This window comes from Synechocystis sp. LEGE 06083, from assembly GCF_015207725.1.
GTDB lineage: Bacteria > Cyanobacteriota > Cyanobacteriia > Cyanobacteriales > Microcystaceae > Synechocystis > Synechocystis salina.
Genome location: NZ_JADEWJ010000010.1, coordinates 13791 through 30042 on the forward strand (window position 1 = coordinate 13791; position 16252 = coordinate 30042).

The 16252-nt window shown below is 51.0% G+C and carries 14 protein-coding genes; 12 read left to right on the top strand and 2 right to left on the bottom strand.

Annotated elements, in window-relative coordinates:
* Positions 1-68 precede the first annotated feature (68 nt).
* The 7 genes from IQ219_RS01550 to gloA all read left to right on the top strand — a co-directional run bounded on the left by IQ219_RS01550 (position 69) and on the right by gloA (position 8167).
* Positions 69-1574, top strand: a complete 1506-nt coding sequence (locus tag IQ219_RS01550) for an AAA family ATPase (protein ID WP_190597524.1) — start codon at positions 69-71, stop codon at positions 1572-1574.
* Between the two features lie 133 nt (positions 1575-1707).
* Positions 1708-2058, top strand: coding sequence for a DUF1257 domain-containing protein (locus tag IQ219_RS01555; protein WP_190597526.1), 351 nt, complete (start codon positions 1708-1710; stop codon positions 2056-2058).
* Between the two features lie 183 nt (positions 2059-2241).
* Entirely contained in the window at positions 2242-3468 is a 1227-nt protein-coding gene (locus IQ219_RS01560; protein ID WP_194071485.1) for a hypothetical protein, read from the top strand.
* Positions 3469-3510: 42 nt separating this feature from the next.
* Entirely contained in the window at positions 3511-5625 is a 2115-nt protein-coding gene (locus IQ219_RS01565) for an acylase (RefSeq protein ID WP_194071486.1), read from the top strand.
* 21 nt (positions 5626-5646) lie between these two features.
* Positions 5647-6285, top strand: a complete 639-nt coding sequence (gene tmk / locus IQ219_RS01570; RefSeq protein WP_194071487.1) for a dTMP kinase — start codon at positions 5647-5649, stop codon at positions 6283-6285.
* Between the two features lie 140 nt (positions 6286-6425).
* Positions 6426-7658 carry a CHAT domain-containing protein gene (locus tag IQ219_RS01575; RefSeq protein WP_228016626.1) on the top strand — a complete coding sequence of 411 codons (1233 nt, stop codon included), beginning with the start codon at positions 6426-6428 and terminating at the stop codon, positions 7656-7658.
* Between the two features lie 113 nt (positions 7659-7771).
* The gene (gene gloA, locus IQ219_RS01580) at positions 7772-8167 is read left to right on the top strand and encodes a lactoylglutathione lyase (RefSeq protein WP_194071489.1); all 396 of its coding nucleotides are present in this window, start codon (positions 7772-7774) and stop codon (positions 8165-8167) included.
* Positions 8168-8371: 204 nt separating this feature from the next.
* Here the strand turns inward: gloA and IQ219_RS01585 are convergent, their stop codons facing one another.
* A complete protein-coding gene (locus tag IQ219_RS01585; RefSeq protein ID WP_194019883.1) occupies positions 8372-9151 on the bottom strand; it encodes an SDR family oxidoreductase in 780 nt (259 codons plus the stop codon).
* 631 nt (positions 9152-9782) lie between these two features.
* On the opposite strand from IQ219_RS01585, the gene rsmD reads away from it, so the two are divergent.
* Positions 9783-10343, top strand: coding sequence for a 16S rRNA (guanine(966)-N(2))-methyltransferase RsmD (rsmD, locus tag IQ219_RS01590; RefSeq protein ID WP_194071490.1), 561 nt, complete (start codon positions 9783-9785; stop codon positions 10341-10343).
* Positions 10344-10464: 121 nt separating this feature from the next.
* A complete protein-coding gene (locus IQ219_RS01595) occupies positions 10465-11601 on the top strand; it encodes a glycosyltransferase (RefSeq protein WP_194071491.1) in 1137 nt (378 codons plus the stop codon).
* A 91-nt stretch (positions 11602-11692) separates the two neighbouring features.
* On the opposite strand, the gene gnd is transcribed toward IQ219_RS01595, so the two are convergent.
* On the bottom strand, positions 11693-13120 hold the full coding sequence (gene gnd / locus IQ219_RS01600) for a decarboxylating NADP(+)-dependent phosphogluconate dehydrogenase (protein ID WP_194071492.1): 1428 nt from the start codon (positions 13118-13120) through the stop codon (positions 11693-11695).
* A 248-nt stretch (positions 13121-13368) separates the two neighbouring features.
* Here gnd and IQ219_RS01605 point away from each other — a divergent pair, with 248 nt between their 5' ends.
* From IQ219_RS01605 to IQ219_RS01615, 3 genes are all read left to right on the top strand, one after another.
* On the top strand, positions 13369-14574 hold the full coding sequence (locus IQ219_RS01605) for an SGNH/GDSL hydrolase family protein (protein WP_194071493.1): 1206 nt from the start codon (positions 13369-13371) through the stop codon (positions 14572-14574).
* Between the two features lie 93 nt (positions 14575-14667).
* A complete protein-coding gene (locus IQ219_RS01610) occupies positions 14668-15828 on the top strand; it encodes a cysteine desulfurase family protein (RefSeq protein ID WP_194071494.1) in 1161 nt (386 codons plus the stop codon).
* A 6-nt stretch (positions 15829-15834) separates the two neighbouring features.
* The coding region (locus tag IQ219_RS01615) for a ComF family protein (protein WP_368667546.1) at positions 15835-16252 on the top strand (418 nt) is incomplete at its 3' end.

Genomic DNA, 16252 nt, shown 5'->3' on the forward strand with positions numbered 1-16252 from the left:
TTATCTCTAAGCAAAATCATTCGCATTGATTTCCTGTTCATTCCTTCCCTCAATTTTTGGTCGAACCCATGCAAGAAGAGCTGAGTGTACTCCTGAAAGCTCAATACCCCCTGATTTATCTCGTTACTTCCGAGGAAGAGCGGGCTGAGCAAGCGGTGTACCGCATCGTTCAGGAGGTCACCCAGCATCAACGGTTGTTTGTTTGGACTGTGACCCATGGCTTCCGGGAATACGGTGCCACCCAACAGAAAACCCACCACAATACCATCTCCCCCGAGGCGGCCATTGAGTGGGTGGTGCGCCAGGAACCGGGCATTTTCATTTTCAAAGACCTCCATCCTTTCATTTCTTCCCCGGCGGTGACCCGGTGGCTCCGGGAGGCGATCGCCAGCTTTAAGGGCACAGAAAAGGCGATCGTGCTCATGTCCCCCTATCAGGAAACTCCGATTGAACTGGAAAAGGACGTGGTGGTGTTGGATTTTGCCCTGCCCGATTTGGCTACCCTCGATGGGGTGCTGGGGCAACAGTTGGGTAAATCTCGCCATGCCTTGGGGGAAGATTCCCGGGAAAAACTGCTGAAGGCAGCCCTGGGATTGACCAAGGATGAGGCGGAAAAGGTCTATCGCAAAGCCTACGTCAAAGCTGGACAGTTAACCGAAGGGGAGGTAGAAATTGTTCTCTCCGAGAAAAAACAGTTAATCCGTCGCAACGGCATCCTTGATTACATTGAGGAGGATGAAACCATCCGGGCCGTGGGGGGACTGGAGGAACTGAAAAGATGGTTGACCCAGCGCTCCGACGCCTTTACCGAGCGGGCTCGGGAATACGGTTTGCCCCAACCCAAGGGCATGCTAATTCTGGGGGTACCCGGTTGTGGTAAGTCCCTCATTGCCAAAACCACCTCCCGGCTCTGGGGTTTGCCCCTGCTGCGCTTGGATATGGGTCGCGTCTATGACGGTTCCATGGTGGGGCGATCGGAGGCTAATCTCCGCAATGCCCTGAAAACCGCCGAGTCCATTTCTCCAGCTATTTTGTTCATTGATGAATTGGACAAAGCCTTTGCTGGGGGAGCCGGTTCTGGAGACTCTGACGGGGGTACGTCCAGTCGGATCTTTGGTAGTTTCCTCACCTGGATGCAAGAAAAGACCTCGCCGGTATTTGTAATGGCTACGGCTAACCGGGTTGATCGCCTGCCGGGGGAATTTCTCCGCAAAGGGCGCTTTGACGAGATCTTTTTCGTTGACCTACCTTCTGCGGAAGAACGGGAAGCCATTTTCCGTATCCACCTCCATAAACGGCGTAAAGATACCTCCCGTTTTGATCTGGGGGAATTGGCCGGCACCTCCGACGGTTTTTCCGGAGCCGAAATTGAGCAGGCGATCGTAGCTGCCATGTACGAAGCCTTTGCCCAAGAAAGAGAATTTAACCAGCTCGACATTATTGCAGCGATCAAATCGACGTTGCCCCTGTCGCGCACCATGGTAGAGCAGGTCACCGCGCTTCGAGATTGGGCCCGACAAAGGGCCCGGCCTGCCTCCGCTTCCGTGGCTGAATATCAGCGACTGGAGTTCTAACAAGCTTTCTCCTGTTTGTTGCAGGAGCAAAGACTAACCCAAGGGTTAGTAGTTTAAGATAAGCCGTTTTTATGGCGGCATTTCCCACTTCTCGATTGTTGTTGTTGACTTTTTTCTCTGGAGGAAATCCACCATGTCTCATTTCAGCACTCTCCGTACTAAGATCACGAACGCTGAAGTTTTAACATCTTCCCTTAATGACCTCGGTATCACCACCAAGACCGAAGCTGATGTGCGGGGCTACAACGGCCAACGCATCCGGGCTGACATTGTGGCCGTTTTAGATGGTGATTACGATTTAGGTTGGTCCCGCAACAGTGATGGTTCCTTCGACTTGATCGCTGATCTTTGGGGTGTGGCCAAAAAACATAATCAGACTGAGTTGATCAATTCCATCAACCAAAAGTACGCCGTTAACCAAACCTTAACTGAGGTAAAACAACGGGGCTTACAAAATGCCAATGTGAAGCTAGTCGTCCACTAAACTGCATTCCTTTGTTTCTGCAAAACGATTAGGATTTTCGGTGCGTTCCCAAGCCTCTTTCGGTAGCTGTCTTGATTGCAGGACGGCTACTTTTTTTCTGACCATATTCCGTTAAGCTTGGGTATGGGCGGGTTCCATTGTCATAATTAATTAAGCCGGTTTTTTTGGTTGTTTTTTGCTCCCATGTCTATTCCCCCTAGTGCTCTGGCTGATGTAGCCCACTATCTTGAAGAACAGGATGAGGGGCAAAGGATCAAGAAGTTACTGTTTTGTTTGTCGAAAAAATACTGGGAAAACGATCCCAATGTGCTCGACACTAATGGTTTGGATGCCCTATTGGCAGAGTTGGTAGTACAGAAACCGACGATTGAGCAGTTTACTTTTTCCCTTTATAAGCTAGTGAAAACCCTCAACCGTCCCAAGGCTTATGCGGCGGTGGCCAAAACCATACTGGATCAGTTGGGGCCAATTTATACAGCCTATGGGGAAACGGCCATTCCAGAGGCTGCCAAGGGTGAAGAAGGAGCGATCGCCGCAGTGTCCCCTGCAAATCAATCCCCAACTCCGGTGCATCGGGTGGTGGACCCCCAATATCAGGCCACCCAGATAGCCCACATTCTGGTTCAGCACCGAGAACAGGTCCGCATTCAAAAGTTAGTTTTTGCTGTGGCCCGGGGTTATTGGGAAAACAATCTCCAGGCCATCGAAGAGGTGGGGCTAGCCAATTTATTGTTGGAGTTACGGCAACGTTACCCCACCCCTAGTCAGTTAAAGGAAGGCTTTAGCCAAATTGTCAACAATATCAACAAATCCACTTTCTATCTGGCGATCGCCAAGTTGATCCTCGAACAAATGCAGGTTCTTTACGATGGAGAGTCCCACCAAGTTGGCCACGCTCCCGTGCTAGAGAATGAACCCCAAACCAATTTGACCATGGCCCCTTCCCCTGGCGTATCGGCAAATAAGGCTCAAGCAACATCCATCGTCGATTTTGACGCTTTGCCCATACCGGCTCCCCCCCCTAAGCCCCGTCAAAGTGAACCAATTCTAACGGTGTTGGGGGCTGTGGTGCCTTCTCCCCCGGGTACTCCCCTCCAACAAGTCCAAACTGAAAAGAAGGAATACGACCTGTTTGAGATCCGCTCGGAGATTATGCAATATACCAATCCCTTACGGGCAAAAGTTTTGCTGTTTTCGGTGCTGTTTCAAAGTTGGGACGAACATAACCCAGACTGGAGTTTGGTGCGTAGTTATGCCCTAGACGACCTCGTGGAGCAACTTATCCTGAGTCGTAGACGACCCAACGAGGTGGAAATTAAGCTCAACGCCCTGGCCAGCCAAATGTTTGACCAGGAAGAATATCAACAAACCGCCCAAACTCTGATCAAAATTATTAAACCCCTATTCTAGTTTCGTTTAGAATTGAACCGCCAACGGAGATTTTCAGGACGAATGCTGGTGCAATTAAGGGGTACATTACGGCGGGGCGTAGGACTGGTGTTGCTATTTGTGCTGGCGCTGGGATTGGGCATTGGTAACCCGGTCTGGGCCAATAACAAAACAGAAATTTTTTGGGATAGCTGGGGAGTACCCCATATTTTTGCCCCCAATGAAACCAAGTTAATGGAAGCTTTCGGTTGGGCCCAGGCCCAGGGCCACGGGGATTTACTCCTCACCCTGTACGGCGAAGCGAGGGGCAAAGGGGCGGAATATTGGGGCATCGATTACCTGGATAATGACCAGTATGTGCACACGATGAACATTCCCCGGCGATCGGCAGTGTGGTTAAATGCCCAAACCCCGGCCATGCGCCGTGACCTGGAAAGTTTTGCCCAGGGTATTAATAACTATTTTCAACAACATCCCGATTTCAGTCAGCCTAGTTTACGCCAAGTACTGCCCATTACCGCCCAGGATGTGGTGGCCCATGTGCAGAGATTATTGCTGTTTGAATTTGTTACTAGCCCCCAAGCCATTGCTAGTCTTGCGAACCAAATACCCGCCGAGAATGTGCCCATTGCTTCCAATGCCTGGGCGATCGCCCCGAAGCAAAGTGAATCAGGCCATGGCTTATTACTGATTAATCCCCACTTACCTTGGGGGGGGCAGTTCCGTCTCACGGAAGCTCAATTGGTGGCCCCTGGTCTGGATTTAACCGGGGCAGCCTTTGTGGGAACCCCTGTGCCGGCCATGGGTTTTAACAATAATCTGGGCTGGAGCTTGACAGTCAATTATCCCCATAACGTCGGCAAATATGCCCTCACTTTGACAGAAGGGGGCTATGAATGGGACGGGGAAGTTAAATCATTTGATCGCCATAGTCACCAAATCAATATTCTCCAGGGCAATGGTAGTTACCAAACTCTGCAATGGGAAACCCTAGGCAGTGCGGCGGGTATGGTGGTGGCCCAACGGGGAGGCAAGGCCTACACCCTACAAATTCCCGGTTTGGAGCGCAGTGGTGCCATCAGCCAATTTTTGCGCATGGGTAAAGCCCAAAACCTGGAGCAGTTCGAAGGGGCCTGGCGACAGCAGCAAATTCCCATGTTCAATGTGCTCTATGGCGATCGCCAGGGTAATATTTTTTATCTTTACAATACGTTGACTCCCATCAGGGAAGGCAGTTGGCAAGATTGGGACCGTCTGCAACCGATTAACAGCAGTACCGATTTAAACTCTGATTACTACAGCTATGAACAATTGCCCAAGCTGACTAACCCCAACAGTGGTTGGCTGCAAAATAGTAACGATCCCCCCTGGACCAGCACGTTTCCCCCGGAGCTAGAGGCAGCGAATTATCCCCCTAATCTGGCCGCGCCGGACTTGAGTTTTGCCCCAGCTTTGTTGCGGACCCAACGCTCCATTAAACTACTAGAAAATACGCCGCCCTTGACCTTTGAGCAATTTAAGCAAAAGGCCCTCAACAGTCAGATGGAATTGGGCGATCGCATTGTGCCTTTGTTGGTGTCGGCGGCCAAAGCCTTGGCTAATCCCATTGGCATTGAAGCGGCGGAGGTACTCCAGGCTTGGGACAAACAGGCTAATCCCGATAGTCGGGGGGCGGTATTGTTTATGCTCTGGGCCCTGACCATTGGGGCCGATAAAGTACTGGGGGGAACCTGGGACCCAAGCGATCCCCTTCATACCCCCAGCGGCATGGCGGACATTAATAAGTTCATGGCGGTGCTAGAAGGGGTGGCGGCCCAGGTGAAGTTTCTCTACGATGACCTGGCGGTTAGTTGGGGAGAAGTAGTGCAGATGCAAGCAGGGAATTTTACCTCCCCGGCCAATGGGGCTCCCAGTAACCTAGGAAGTTTTCGGGTGTTGACCCTGGGCACCATTGCCAACCAACGATTCCAGGCCTTGGCCGGGGACAGTTACCTCAGCCTAGTGGAATTTGCCGATCGCCCTAGGGGCCAGAGCATTTTGGTCTATGGCAATGCTAGCCAGCCGGATTCCCCCCATAACGGCGACCAATTATCCCTGTATAGTCAGAATCTACTGCGCCCAGTCTGGCGATCGCCAAGGGAAATCAAAGCCCACTTGGAAAGAATGGAAACACTTTAGCGGGGAAGATTGGCAAAGGTTATGGCGGCATTATTTATTGTGCTCGAAGGCATTGACGGATCAGGGAAAACAACCCAAGGCGATCTTCTGTGGGCCCATTTCCAACGCCAAGGCATGGCGGCTGTGCTTAGCCCCGAACCAACCAGCGGCCCTGTCGGTCGCTTAATTCGTCAAGCTTTACAAGGAGATTTGTTTGCCTACAATGATGCCCAACAATTTGAAGCTCAAATGGGGTATTTGTTCGCCGCCGATCGCCATTATCATCTTTACAATCCAGGGGACGGAGTGGAGTCACAATTGGCCCGGCAATGCCATGTAATTACCACCCGCTACTACTTTTCTTCCTTCGCCTATAATTGCCACACCGAGGCAGACTGGGAATTTGTCCAACGCTTAAATCAATCCTTTCCCCACCCCGACTGTGTAATTTACCTAGACCTCTCTGTGGATTTGGCCCTACAACGCCTTGGCGATCGCCAGCAACAGAAGGATCAATCCCCCAGGGAATGCTACGAACAGCGAGAAAAGCTCACCAGTGTGCATCAAAATTACGAGAGGATTTTTGCCCATTACCCCGGTCAATGCTGTCGTCTGGATGCTAGCTTGTCGGTGGAGCAACTACACCAAGCCATTGTTACTAAAGTTGAGGAAATGTTGTGAGTAAATTCAAGAAATTCCCATTTCCCTTTGGCCCATGGGGCCGGTTCGCCGCCGGAATGCTCCTGGGCCTATTTCTCCTCCTGGGATTTGTCCCCTGGGTAAAGGCTCAGGTAAACTTTTCGTCCCCGATTGTAGTCAGTTTGCAACCTAGTAATGCCCTGAATATCCAACAGGTTAATGAGCTAACTACCGATCTAGAAAGTAAATGGGCTGGTATTTACGAAGATTATTTTCAGGAAGATTTCTCCAGCCTGGGTCTAACCACCAAGGAAATTGGGGAAAAATTAGCTGCCCTCCAGCAACAAACTGGCCAAAAAGCGGCCATTTTTTGGATTAATCCCCAAGAAAAAGGGGTTTCCATTTGTTTATTAACTGGCGATCGCCCACCGGTGGGGGTGAAGGTGTTGAACACGGCAGAACAAAATCTGTTGGCCACCGTGCAACTGTTTTCTCTGCAAGTGAGTGATCCCCGCAACCAAAATTATCGGGCCACCGGCAAAAAGTTATATGACTGGTTGATTGCTCCCCTGGCGGATGAATTGAAAGCCCATGGCATTGACACCCTAATTTTTTGCGTCGGCCCGAAACTGCGCTCTCTGCCCTTTGCCGCCCTCTACGATGGAGAACAGTTTTTAGCCGAAAAATATGCCATCACCCGCATTCCCGGCTTTAACCTGACCGAGTGGGGCCCCACCGACCTCAGCCAGGCAGAGATTCTCGCCATGGGATCTTCCGAATTTAGTGACGCTGAACCGTTACCGGGAGTAGCTTTGGAGATTGCTAACATCACCCCCCAACCCTGGCCTGGGGTTGCCATACTAAACCAACAATTCACCGTAAAAAATTTGCAAGCGGCCCGCCAACAACAGCCCTTTGCCTTGGTGCATCTGGCCACCCACGCAGAATTTAATACCGGTTCTCCCGCCGACTCCTACATTCAATTTGTCAATAGTCGTTTGAACCTCAAGGAAATTAGGAATTTACAATGGCAGGATCCCCCCGTTGATCTTTTGGTGCTCAGTGCCTGCACCACCGCCCTGGGTAATCCCCAAGCGGAATTGGGCTTTGTGGGCTTAGCTCTGCAATCGGGGGTGAAATCAGCCCTGGGTAGTTTATGGCGGGTGAGTGACCTGGGCACCATGGCTTTAATGAGTGAATTTTACTGGCAGTTAAAGGCCAATTCTTTCAAAGCCAAAGCTCTGCAAGAAGCCCAAATTAAGATGATTAACGGGGAAATTGCCCTCCAGGGGGGGGAATTACAGGTGTCCCGGGGGGCGATCGCCGTGGAGGATGATTTTTTAACCGTGGGCAATCCTGAATTATCCCATCCCTACTATTGGGCCAGCTTTTCCCTCATTGGCAATCCTTTTTAGGAGCTGTGACAACGGTTCACCACCACCAAAAACTGGAGAGACCAAATCCAAAGGCGATCGCCAAGATTTTGTTAGGATCTGCCTGTTGGCCAAACTTAGCTTATTAAAAACTTATGTTCTTACTACACACCATGATTCGGGTGGGCGATTTAGACAAATCCCTGCAATTTTACTGTGACATTTTGGGAATGAATTTACTGCGTAAAAAAGACTATCCCAGTGGGGAATTTACCCTCGCCTTTGTGGGTTATGGCAAGGAATCGGATAATGCGGTGATTGAGTTAACCCATAACTGGGGCACCGATAAATACGATTTGGGTAATGGTTTTGGTCATATTGCCCTGGGGGTGGAAGACATCTATGGCACTTGCGACAAAATCAGAACTAAGGGGGGCAAAGTAGTGCGGGAACCGGGTCCGATGAAGCACGGCACCACCGTCATCGCCTTTGTGGAAGATCCCGACGGCTACAAAATTGAATTGATCCAAACTTCCTCAAAGAAGGATTAGGTTTGGACTGCTGAGGTGGATTCCCGATGGCGATCAGTATGGCCGTTGAGTCGTCCTTGTAACTAATCGCCTAGTGCCCCATGACGGAGAATGATTTTGCCCATCCCCCAAACTTACCGGCAATTTGGCGAGTTGATGGGGAAAAGGCAAACTTCGCCATGGAGTCCTAGGTTCCCAGGTAGAGAGTCTATCCCTGGGAGGGGATCAAACCGATTGGGGGGTAGCCAGCAACAGTACCCGCTCCAATAATCGAGGGGCAAAGCGTTGACACCACACCGCCAGATGGCTCTGCCAACCCACCAAGATTTCACTGCGGTTTTGTTTTAAACCTTTGACCAAGGATTGGGCTACCCGGCCAGCGGTCATGGCTCTGACCCAGCGGAATTTTTGCAGACCCTTGGCCATATCCGTATCGGTGAGGGTAGGTAACAGGGTAACCACAGCGATGTTATGGCGGGCCAATTCCCCCCGCAGAGCTTGGCTAAAGCCCAGAATGGCAAACTTAGTGGCGGAATAGGTGGCCATGGTGGGGGCCGCCACTTTGCCCATCAAACTAGAAACGTTGACAATGGTGCCTTCTTTTTGGGAAACCATGCGCCGGGCAACGCAACGGGTGATGCAATATAGCCCCATTAAGTTGAGGGAAATTTCTTGGTAAACGTCGGGGAAGCGGCTATGGAGAAAGGGATTTTGATAGGCTACCCCGGCACAGTTGACCAATAAATGAATGGGGCCATGATCCCGCCAAGTTCTGGCGATCGCCGTATTAACGGCCACGGGTTGGGTTAGGTCCAGGGGCAAGGCAATGGCCTGTAATCCAGGATGTCGTTGTTCGAGCTCGTCAGCCAATGTTTGCAAACTGGTGTGGTTGCGGGCCACAAGGATAATTTTTCCTAGACCTTGTTTGGTCAATTCTTCGGCGATCGCCCGGCCGATGCCCCGGGAAGATCCGGTCACTAAAGCGGTTTTGTTGAGTAAATTCATTGCTTACCTCCTATGGAATATGAGGCGTATCCCCCCTGTGGATAGATACGGAACGAATGCCGACAGGGAAAGATTTTGGGTTTAAGTACGGTATTGGAAATTGGAAAAATGGGTTCTCGCTAATCCCAAGGCGGAGCACTGAACTGCCATTCCAGGTGCTAGCGGGGAATGAACCAAGGCAATGCCAGGAACCAGGCCTACCTAGAAACGATGGCCATAGTTCAATCTAAACGCGATGGAGAAAATTGGAAAATTAACGAGTTGGGTGGAGACAAACGGTGCTCCAGACAATGGCGGGCATAACTGTTGACCCAGACCCGAACCATCGCCTCGGATAGTTCTTCAGTCTAGGGTGTGGTGGCTTGACTGGCACTGATGCATGGGGAGCATGGTAAACGCCTCCTAAAATTGTTTCAGCGTGGTTAAATGCACTCTCTGAAGCACACGTTAACAGATGAAACAAGAAACAGCAACAATTCTTAATATTTTGGGGCCAGTTTGGCGATCGCCCCTAGTCAGAGGATTAGTTTCTGCCCCCTTTCCTTTCTTGCCCCGATGTGAGAATTTGAAGAATTCCTTCTGAGTTTGCCTGAGCAGTCAGCGGTAGGAGGATCAATTTTTGTTTGGTGCTATGCGTATTTACGGCAATCGCCTATTGAAAACCCTACCGGGGCAACAGACTAGACCCACCACGGGCAAAGTCCGTCTGGCATTGTTCAATATTTGGCGGGGAGAAATTCAGTACTGTCACTGGTTGGACCTCTGTGCGGGCAATGGCACCCTGGGGGCGGAGGCCCTCTGTCGGGGCGCAGATAAAGTGGTGGCGATCGAGCAGTCCGCTAAAGTATGCACCATCATCAAAGAAAATTGGCAAAAATTGGCGCAGCCTGGGCAACAATGGTCAGTTTTGCGGGGGGATGTGCTGAAATTGCTCCCAACCTTGAAAGGACAAACCTTTGACCGCATTTACCTTGATCCCCCCTATGCCAGTGGCCTGTACAACCCCGTTTTAACCCTAGTGGGAGAGTTGCAGCTCCTCACCCCTGCTGGAGAAATAGCGGTGGAATATGACCGACGCCATTGGCAACCACCGGAGCAGATTGCTGGATTGGAATTGGTGCGCCAGAAAAAATATGGTTTGAGCAATTTAGCCTTTTATTGGCGGGAGCAAGGGGAAGTTTTGCCGATATAGTATTGTAGGTTGGCCCGCCGCCAGATTGTGAAGTTTTGTTGTACAGGGCGATCGCCAGAATCTGGATCGTGCTTGTTGTTTTGTTGAATTTTGTCGACTTGATTTATCCCCCCATCTAGCCATGCGTGTTGCCCTGTTTACGGAAACCTTTTTGCCCAAAATTGATGGAATTGTCACCCGTCTGAAGCACACAGTGGAAAATCTGCAGCGCCAAGGCCATCAGGTGTTGGTCTTCTGTCCGGAGGGGGGGCTCAAGGAATATAAGGGGGCAAAAATCCAGGGAGTGAAGGGCATGCCTTTACCCCTTTACCCAGAACTGAAGCTAGCTTTTCCGTCGCCCCAAATTAAACAGGCCCTGCTGAAATTCAAACCGGACCTGATTCATGTGGTCAATCCGGCGGTATTGGGTTTGGGGGGCATCTATTACGCTAAGCATTTGCATATTCCCCTGGTGGCTTCCTATCACACCCATTTACCCCAATATTTGCAACATTATGGTCTGGGGGCCCTGGAGGGGGTGCTGTGGGAGCTGTTAAAACTGGCCCATAACCAAGCGGAATTAAATCTTTGCACTTCCTCCGCCATGGTGCAGGAATTGGTTAACCACGGCATTGAACGGGTGGATCTATGGCAACGGGGGGTAGATACGGAACTGTTTCAGCCCCACCTAAAGTCGGCCCAAATGCGGCAAAAATTGTCCCAGGGTCACCCCGATGCCCCCTTATTTTTATATGTGGGCCGGGTTTCGGCGGAAAAACAAATCGATGAAATTAAGCCTGTGCTCGAAGCTATTCCCCAGGCCAGGCTGGCGATCGTCGGGGATGGGCCGAATCGGAAAAATTTAGAAGCCCATTTTGCTGGTACGAATACCTATTTTGCGGGTTATATGCAGGGATTAGAGTTGGCGGCGGCCTTTGCTTCCGCCGATGCGTTTATTTTTCCTTCCCGCACTGAAACCCTAGGACTAGTGCTCTTGGAAGCCATGGCGGCGGGCTGTCCTGTGGTGGCGGCGGCCTCCGGGGGGATTTTGGATATTGTCACCGATGGTGAAAATGGTTATCTCTTTGATCCCAGTGTGGCAGGGGGAGTGGTGCAGGCTACCCAACGGTTAATGTCCGCCCCTGGCGATCGAGAACTGTTACGACAAAATGCCCGGCAAGAAGCGGAACGATGGGGTTGGGCAGCGGCCACAAGCCAGTTAGTGGATTACTACCAACAAGTAGCCCATGGAGAAAATGATGCTCCCTTAGCAGCTTAGGGCAGAGCTTGCCCCTTGGTAATTGCTGGAATTGCTGGCATCAACTTTTTCCCCCCAGGGTTGGGGGGTGATCATCAGTAACACAAAGAAACTAATCAAGCCATTCCGTGTGGAAAAATTCTCCCCTGGGCTTATCAGTGCGTTCATAGGTGTGGGCCCCAAAGTAATCCCGTTGCGCTTGGGTTAGGTTTTGGGGAAGCACTGCCCGCCGATAACTGTCAAAGTAATCCAACGAGGAACTGAAAGCCGGCACCGCAATGCCCATTTCGTTAGCCAGGATTAACACCTCCCGCCATGGCCCCTGGCGATCCAAAATACTTTGCTTGAATTCTGGAGCCAGGAGCAGATTAGGTAACTGGGGATTATCCTTAAAAGCTTTCTTGATCTTGTCCAAAAAGCCAGCTCGAATAATGCAACCCCCTTTCCAAATGCGGGCAATTTCCGGCAGGTTAACGTCATAACCAAATTCCTGGGAAGCTTTGGCGATTAAGGCCATGCCCTGGGCATAGGAACACATTTTCGAGCAGTAGAGAGCATCCCGCACCTTGGGAATCCAGGCTTCCACGTCACCACTAAAAGTCTTACCAGGGCCAGACAGTTGGCCCGAAGCAGCTACCCGTTCCTCTTTGAGAGAGGACATTACCCTAGCATTGACGGCGGCGTAAATAGTGGGAATCGGTACCCCCAACTCCAGGCCACTCATCACTGTCCAGCGTCCTGTGCCCTTTTGCCCCGCCGCATCGAGGATGTAGTCAATTAAATGTCCCCCGGTTTCGGGATCTTTTTTAGCAAAAATGTCGGTGCTGATCTCAATCAGGAAAGAATTCAGTTCGTCAGTTTGATTCCATTGTCCAAAAACTTCGTGGAGTTTTTCGTTGCTTAGCCCCAAGCCATTTTTCAAAATGTCGTAGGCTTCGGCGATCAGTTGCATATCGCCATACTCAATGCCGTTATGCACCATTTTGACGTAATGCCCCGCCCCTCCAGGCCCAATGAAGGTCACACAAGCCGGGTTATCGGGATCTTCCACTTGGGCGGCAATTTTAGTCAGAATCGGTTCCAATTCCTTATAGGCGGTGGGGGTGCCCCCGGGCATCAAGCTAGGGCCCAGCAATGCGCCTTCTTCCCCTCCACTGACCCCCATACCAACAAAGCCTAGGCCAGTGGCTTCCAAATCCTTGGTGCGACGCTCCGTATCTTCATAGAGGGAGTTGCCGCCATCGATGATCATGTCCCCTGCTTCTAAAAGGGGTTTCAGCTCATCGATCACCGCATCCACGGGGCCCCCAGCTTTGACCATTACGAGGATTTTGCGGGGGCGTTCTAACAGTTGGACAAATTCTTCTACGGTGTAGGCGGCTTTAATGTCTTTGTCCACAGCCCTTTCGGCCATGAATTTTTCAGTTTTGTTGGGGGAACGGTTATAGACGGCGATGGGAAAGCCTCGACTTTCCACGTTGAGGGCGAGATTTTCCCCCATTACTGCCAGTCCAATTACCCCAAAAGTTCGCTTAGTCATAATAGCTACGTTAGATTGCACAGTCGGGCAAGGTTAATTTCCTTAAGGGTACATCGCATTTTTTATTTGCTACCTCTGGGGAAAATTTTTTCGCTGGGAATAGACGAGACCATTAGTGAGAGGGGAAATTTTCCCATGGTTGCCAGGATTCACTGGGGATTTCCCAAGGGTCGGATGGTGCTTAGATATAGTTGAGGTCGATGTATATGCCTCAATAACTGAATTTCTCCGCAATCGTTTTATTCTCCATGGCAAAATCTCCTCAAAATAAACAGTGGTTGGCTAATACCCTACTGGTGCTGGGCAGTTTAGGTTTTGCGGTGGTGGTGGCGGAAGTGGCCCTGAGGCTGATCGGGGTTAGCTATCCCAGTTTTTACCAAGTAGATCCCCAACGGGGTCATAGCTTAATTCCCAATTTCACCGCCCGTTGGATCCATGAAGGCAATGGTTTAGTGAGAATCAACGCCGACGGCCTGCGCGATCGCCATTATGAAAAAGATAAACCGGCGGATGCGTACCGCATTGTGGTGTTGGGAGATTCCTTTTCCGAAGCAATTCAGGTTAATGAAGATGAGACCTATTGGAGTGCCATAGAAAAAAATTTGGCCTCCTGTGCTGGCTTAACGGGTAAAACAGTGGAGGTAATTAATTTTGGCGTGGGGGACTACGGCACTGCCCAGGAATATTTAACCCTCCGGCACCATGCTATTGAATACCAACCAGATTTAGTATTGCTACAAATTTTCACCGGCAATGACATTGTCAACAATTCTCGACAGTTAAGCCCCGGCGATCGCCTCGCGCCTTTTTGGGAAGAGATGGAGGGTAAATGGCAAATGAAGCTTGATTTTAGGGAAACAACGGCCTACCAACGGCGGGACAGTGCCCCAAGAAGATTGCTCTACGGCTTGATCAATCGGGTGCGACTGTTGCAGGTGCTCAATGAAGCCAAACGACAATGGGTCACCCAACGAACTCTAACCACCCAACAGCAGGCTAATACTGACATCATTCCTGCTCTGGATTTCGAAGTTAATCTATACCGAGAACCCACTGATCCCGCCTGGGAGCAAGCCTGGGCTGCGACAGAATCCCTGATAACGGCGACTAGTCAGCTAAGTAGGGAAGAAAAGGCTGATTTTCTAGCAGTGGTGATTAGTAATCCTCCCCAGGTGTACCCCGATCGGCAAGTGCGGGAACAATTAAAACAGTTGGGGGCGGAGAATTTGTTCTACCCTGACCAGCGGTTGGCACAATTGGGGCAAAAGGAAAATTTTGCGGTGTTGACCCTGGCGGCAACTATGCAACAAAAGGCTGATGCTGAGCAGAGCTATTGGCACGGTTTTGATAACACCATTCCTGGGGTAGGCCATTGGAATATCCAGGGACACCAACTGGCCGGTCAGTTAATTGGCGATCGCCTTTGCCAAATGGTGACGGAGAAAGGAAAGTAAAACGTTATCTTGTAAATCTAAGTCCCGCAAAAGTTGAGCATAATTAGCCAGCGAGCTAGGAACTGCCGGGACCAATGAGCCCAGGAAACCACCATGGAACGCCCCCTTTACTTCGATAACCACGCCACCACAGCCCTTGATGCCAGGGTGCTAGAAGCCATGTTTCCCTATTTCATGGAGCAGTATGGCAATGCCGGCAGCGCCCATTTTTACGGTTGGCAGGCCGAAGGGGCTATTAAACAGGCTAGGCAGGAAATTGCCGATACCATGGCGGCCCGGCCGGAGGAAATTATCTTCACCAGTGGGGCCACGGAGGCCAATAACTTGGCCATTCGGGGAGTGGCAGAGGCCTACTTTGCCCAGGGTAAACATTTGGTGACGTTGGCCACGGAACATCAGGCCGTGTTAGCCCCCTGTCGTTATCTAGAATCCCTGGGGTTTGAGGTCACCTATTTACCAGTACAGCCTAATGGTTTGGTGGATTTAACCGAGTTGGCAAAGGCTCTGCGTCCCGATACCATCCTTGTGTCCGTGATGGCGGCCAACAATGAGATTGGCGTGGTGCAACCCCTGGAGGAAATCGGCAGACTGTGTCAGCAAAAATCGATCATTTTCCACTGTGATGGAGCCCAAGCCCTGGGCAAAATTCCCCTGGATGTGGGGCAATTGAACATTGATTTACTGTCTTTCACTGGGCACAAAATCCATGGCCCCAAAGGCATTGGGGGACTATATCGCCGTCAAAATCCCGGGGTTAGGCTAGCGCCCCAACTACTGGGGGGAGGACAGGAAGGGAATTTTCGTTCAGGAACTCTGCCGGTGCCCTTAATTGTCGGTTTAGCCAAAGCTTTGGCCATAGCGGCGGAAAACTTAGTTTCAGAAGGCGATCGCCAGCGGGCATTGCGAGATCAACTTTGGCAAGGTCTGGCAAAAATTAGCGGAATAGTGCTGAATGGGGACTATGAACAACGCTTACCGGGCAACCTCAATGTCAGTGTTACCGGAGTCGATCCCAAGGCGTTGCTGACCGCATTGCAAACTCGATTGGCCCTATCTTCCGGTTCCGCCTGTTCTTCCTATCGCACCGAAGCTTCCCACGTCTTGTACGCCCTGGGTCGGGACAAAACCAGCGCCCAAGCCAGTCTGCGCTTTGGTTTAAGCCGCTTCACCACCCAGACAGAAATTGACCAGGCGATCGCCATTGTGACGGATACGGTGGCCCGGTTACGGGGGAATACTGCTAACCAGAGTTAATTTCCCATGAGTTTGTCTTCCATGTGGCAATCCCTTCATTCCCTGCTCTTTCAAACTCCTTGCCCTCTTTGTCAGAAACCTAGTCAAGATCAGTTTTGTCGAGATTGCACCGGACAAATTTTCAGCCACCGCTTTCCTGGGAACTTTCGGCAATGGCAGGGGAATTTTCCCCGCTTTGTTTGGGGACAGTATGAAGGGCAACTGCGGCGGGCTTTAACGGTGATGAAATTTGAGCAACAGCCGGGCATCGGTCTCTGGTTGGGGGAACAGTTGGCGGAACAGTGGTTACAACAACCCCAGGCGAAACTTAAAATACCGCCCCAGGTGGTGCCCATTCCCCTCAACAATCGTAAACAAGCCCAACGGGGATTTAATCAAGCGGAAAGAATTGCTGCCGGTTTTTGCCGCCTGACCCGCTACCCCC

What these genes read in the sequence shown, in the direction of transcription:
- IQ219_RS01550 (WP_190597524.1), top strand. Translation starts at nt 69, where the DNA reads ATGCAAGAAGAGCTGAGTGTACTCCTGAAAGCTCAATACCCCCTGATT.
- IQ219_RS01610 (WP_194071494.1), top strand. Translation starts at nt 14,668, where the DNA reads ATGGAACGCCCCCTTTACTTCGATAACCACGCCACCACAGCCCTTGAT.
- IQ219_RS01585 (WP_194019883.1), bottom strand. Translation starts at nt 9,151, where the DNA reads ATGAATTTACTCAACAAAACCGCTTTAGTGACCGGATCTTCCCGGGGC.
- IQ219_RS01605 (WP_194071493.1), top strand. Translation starts at nt 13,369, where the DNA reads ATGGCAAAATCTCCTCAAAATAAACAGTGGTTGGCTAATACCCTACTG.
- gnd (WP_194071492.1), bottom strand. Translation starts at nt 13,120, where the DNA reads ATGACTAAGCGAACTTTTGGGGTAATTGGACTGGCAGTAATGGGGGAA.
- IQ219_RS01560 (WP_194071485.1), top strand. Translation starts at nt 2,242, where the DNA reads ATGTCTATTCCCCCTAGTGCTCTGGCTGATGTAGCCCACTATCTTGAA.
- tmk (WP_194071487.1), top strand. Translation starts at nt 5,647, where the DNA reads ATGGCGGCATTATTTATTGTGCTCGAAGGCATTGACGGATCAGGGAAA.
- gloA (WP_194071489.1), top strand. Translation starts at nt 7,772, where the DNA reads ATGTTCTTACTACACACCATGATTCGGGTGGGCGATTTAGACAAATCC.
- IQ219_RS01555 (WP_190597526.1), top strand. Translation starts at nt 1,708, where the DNA reads ATGTCTCATTTCAGCACTCTCCGTACTAAGATCACGAACGCTGAAGTT.
- IQ219_RS01595 (WP_194071491.1), top strand. Translation starts at nt 10,465, where the DNA reads ATGCGTGTTGCCCTGTTTACGGAAACCTTTTTGCCCAAAATTGATGGA.
- IQ219_RS01565 (WP_194071486.1), top strand. Translation starts at nt 3,511, where the DNA reads ATGCTGGTGCAATTAAGGGGTACATTACGGCGGGGCGTAGGACTGGTG.
- rsmD (WP_194071490.1), top strand. Translation starts at nt 9,783, where the DNA reads ATGCGTATTTACGGCAATCGCCTATTGAAAACCCTACCGGGGCAACAG.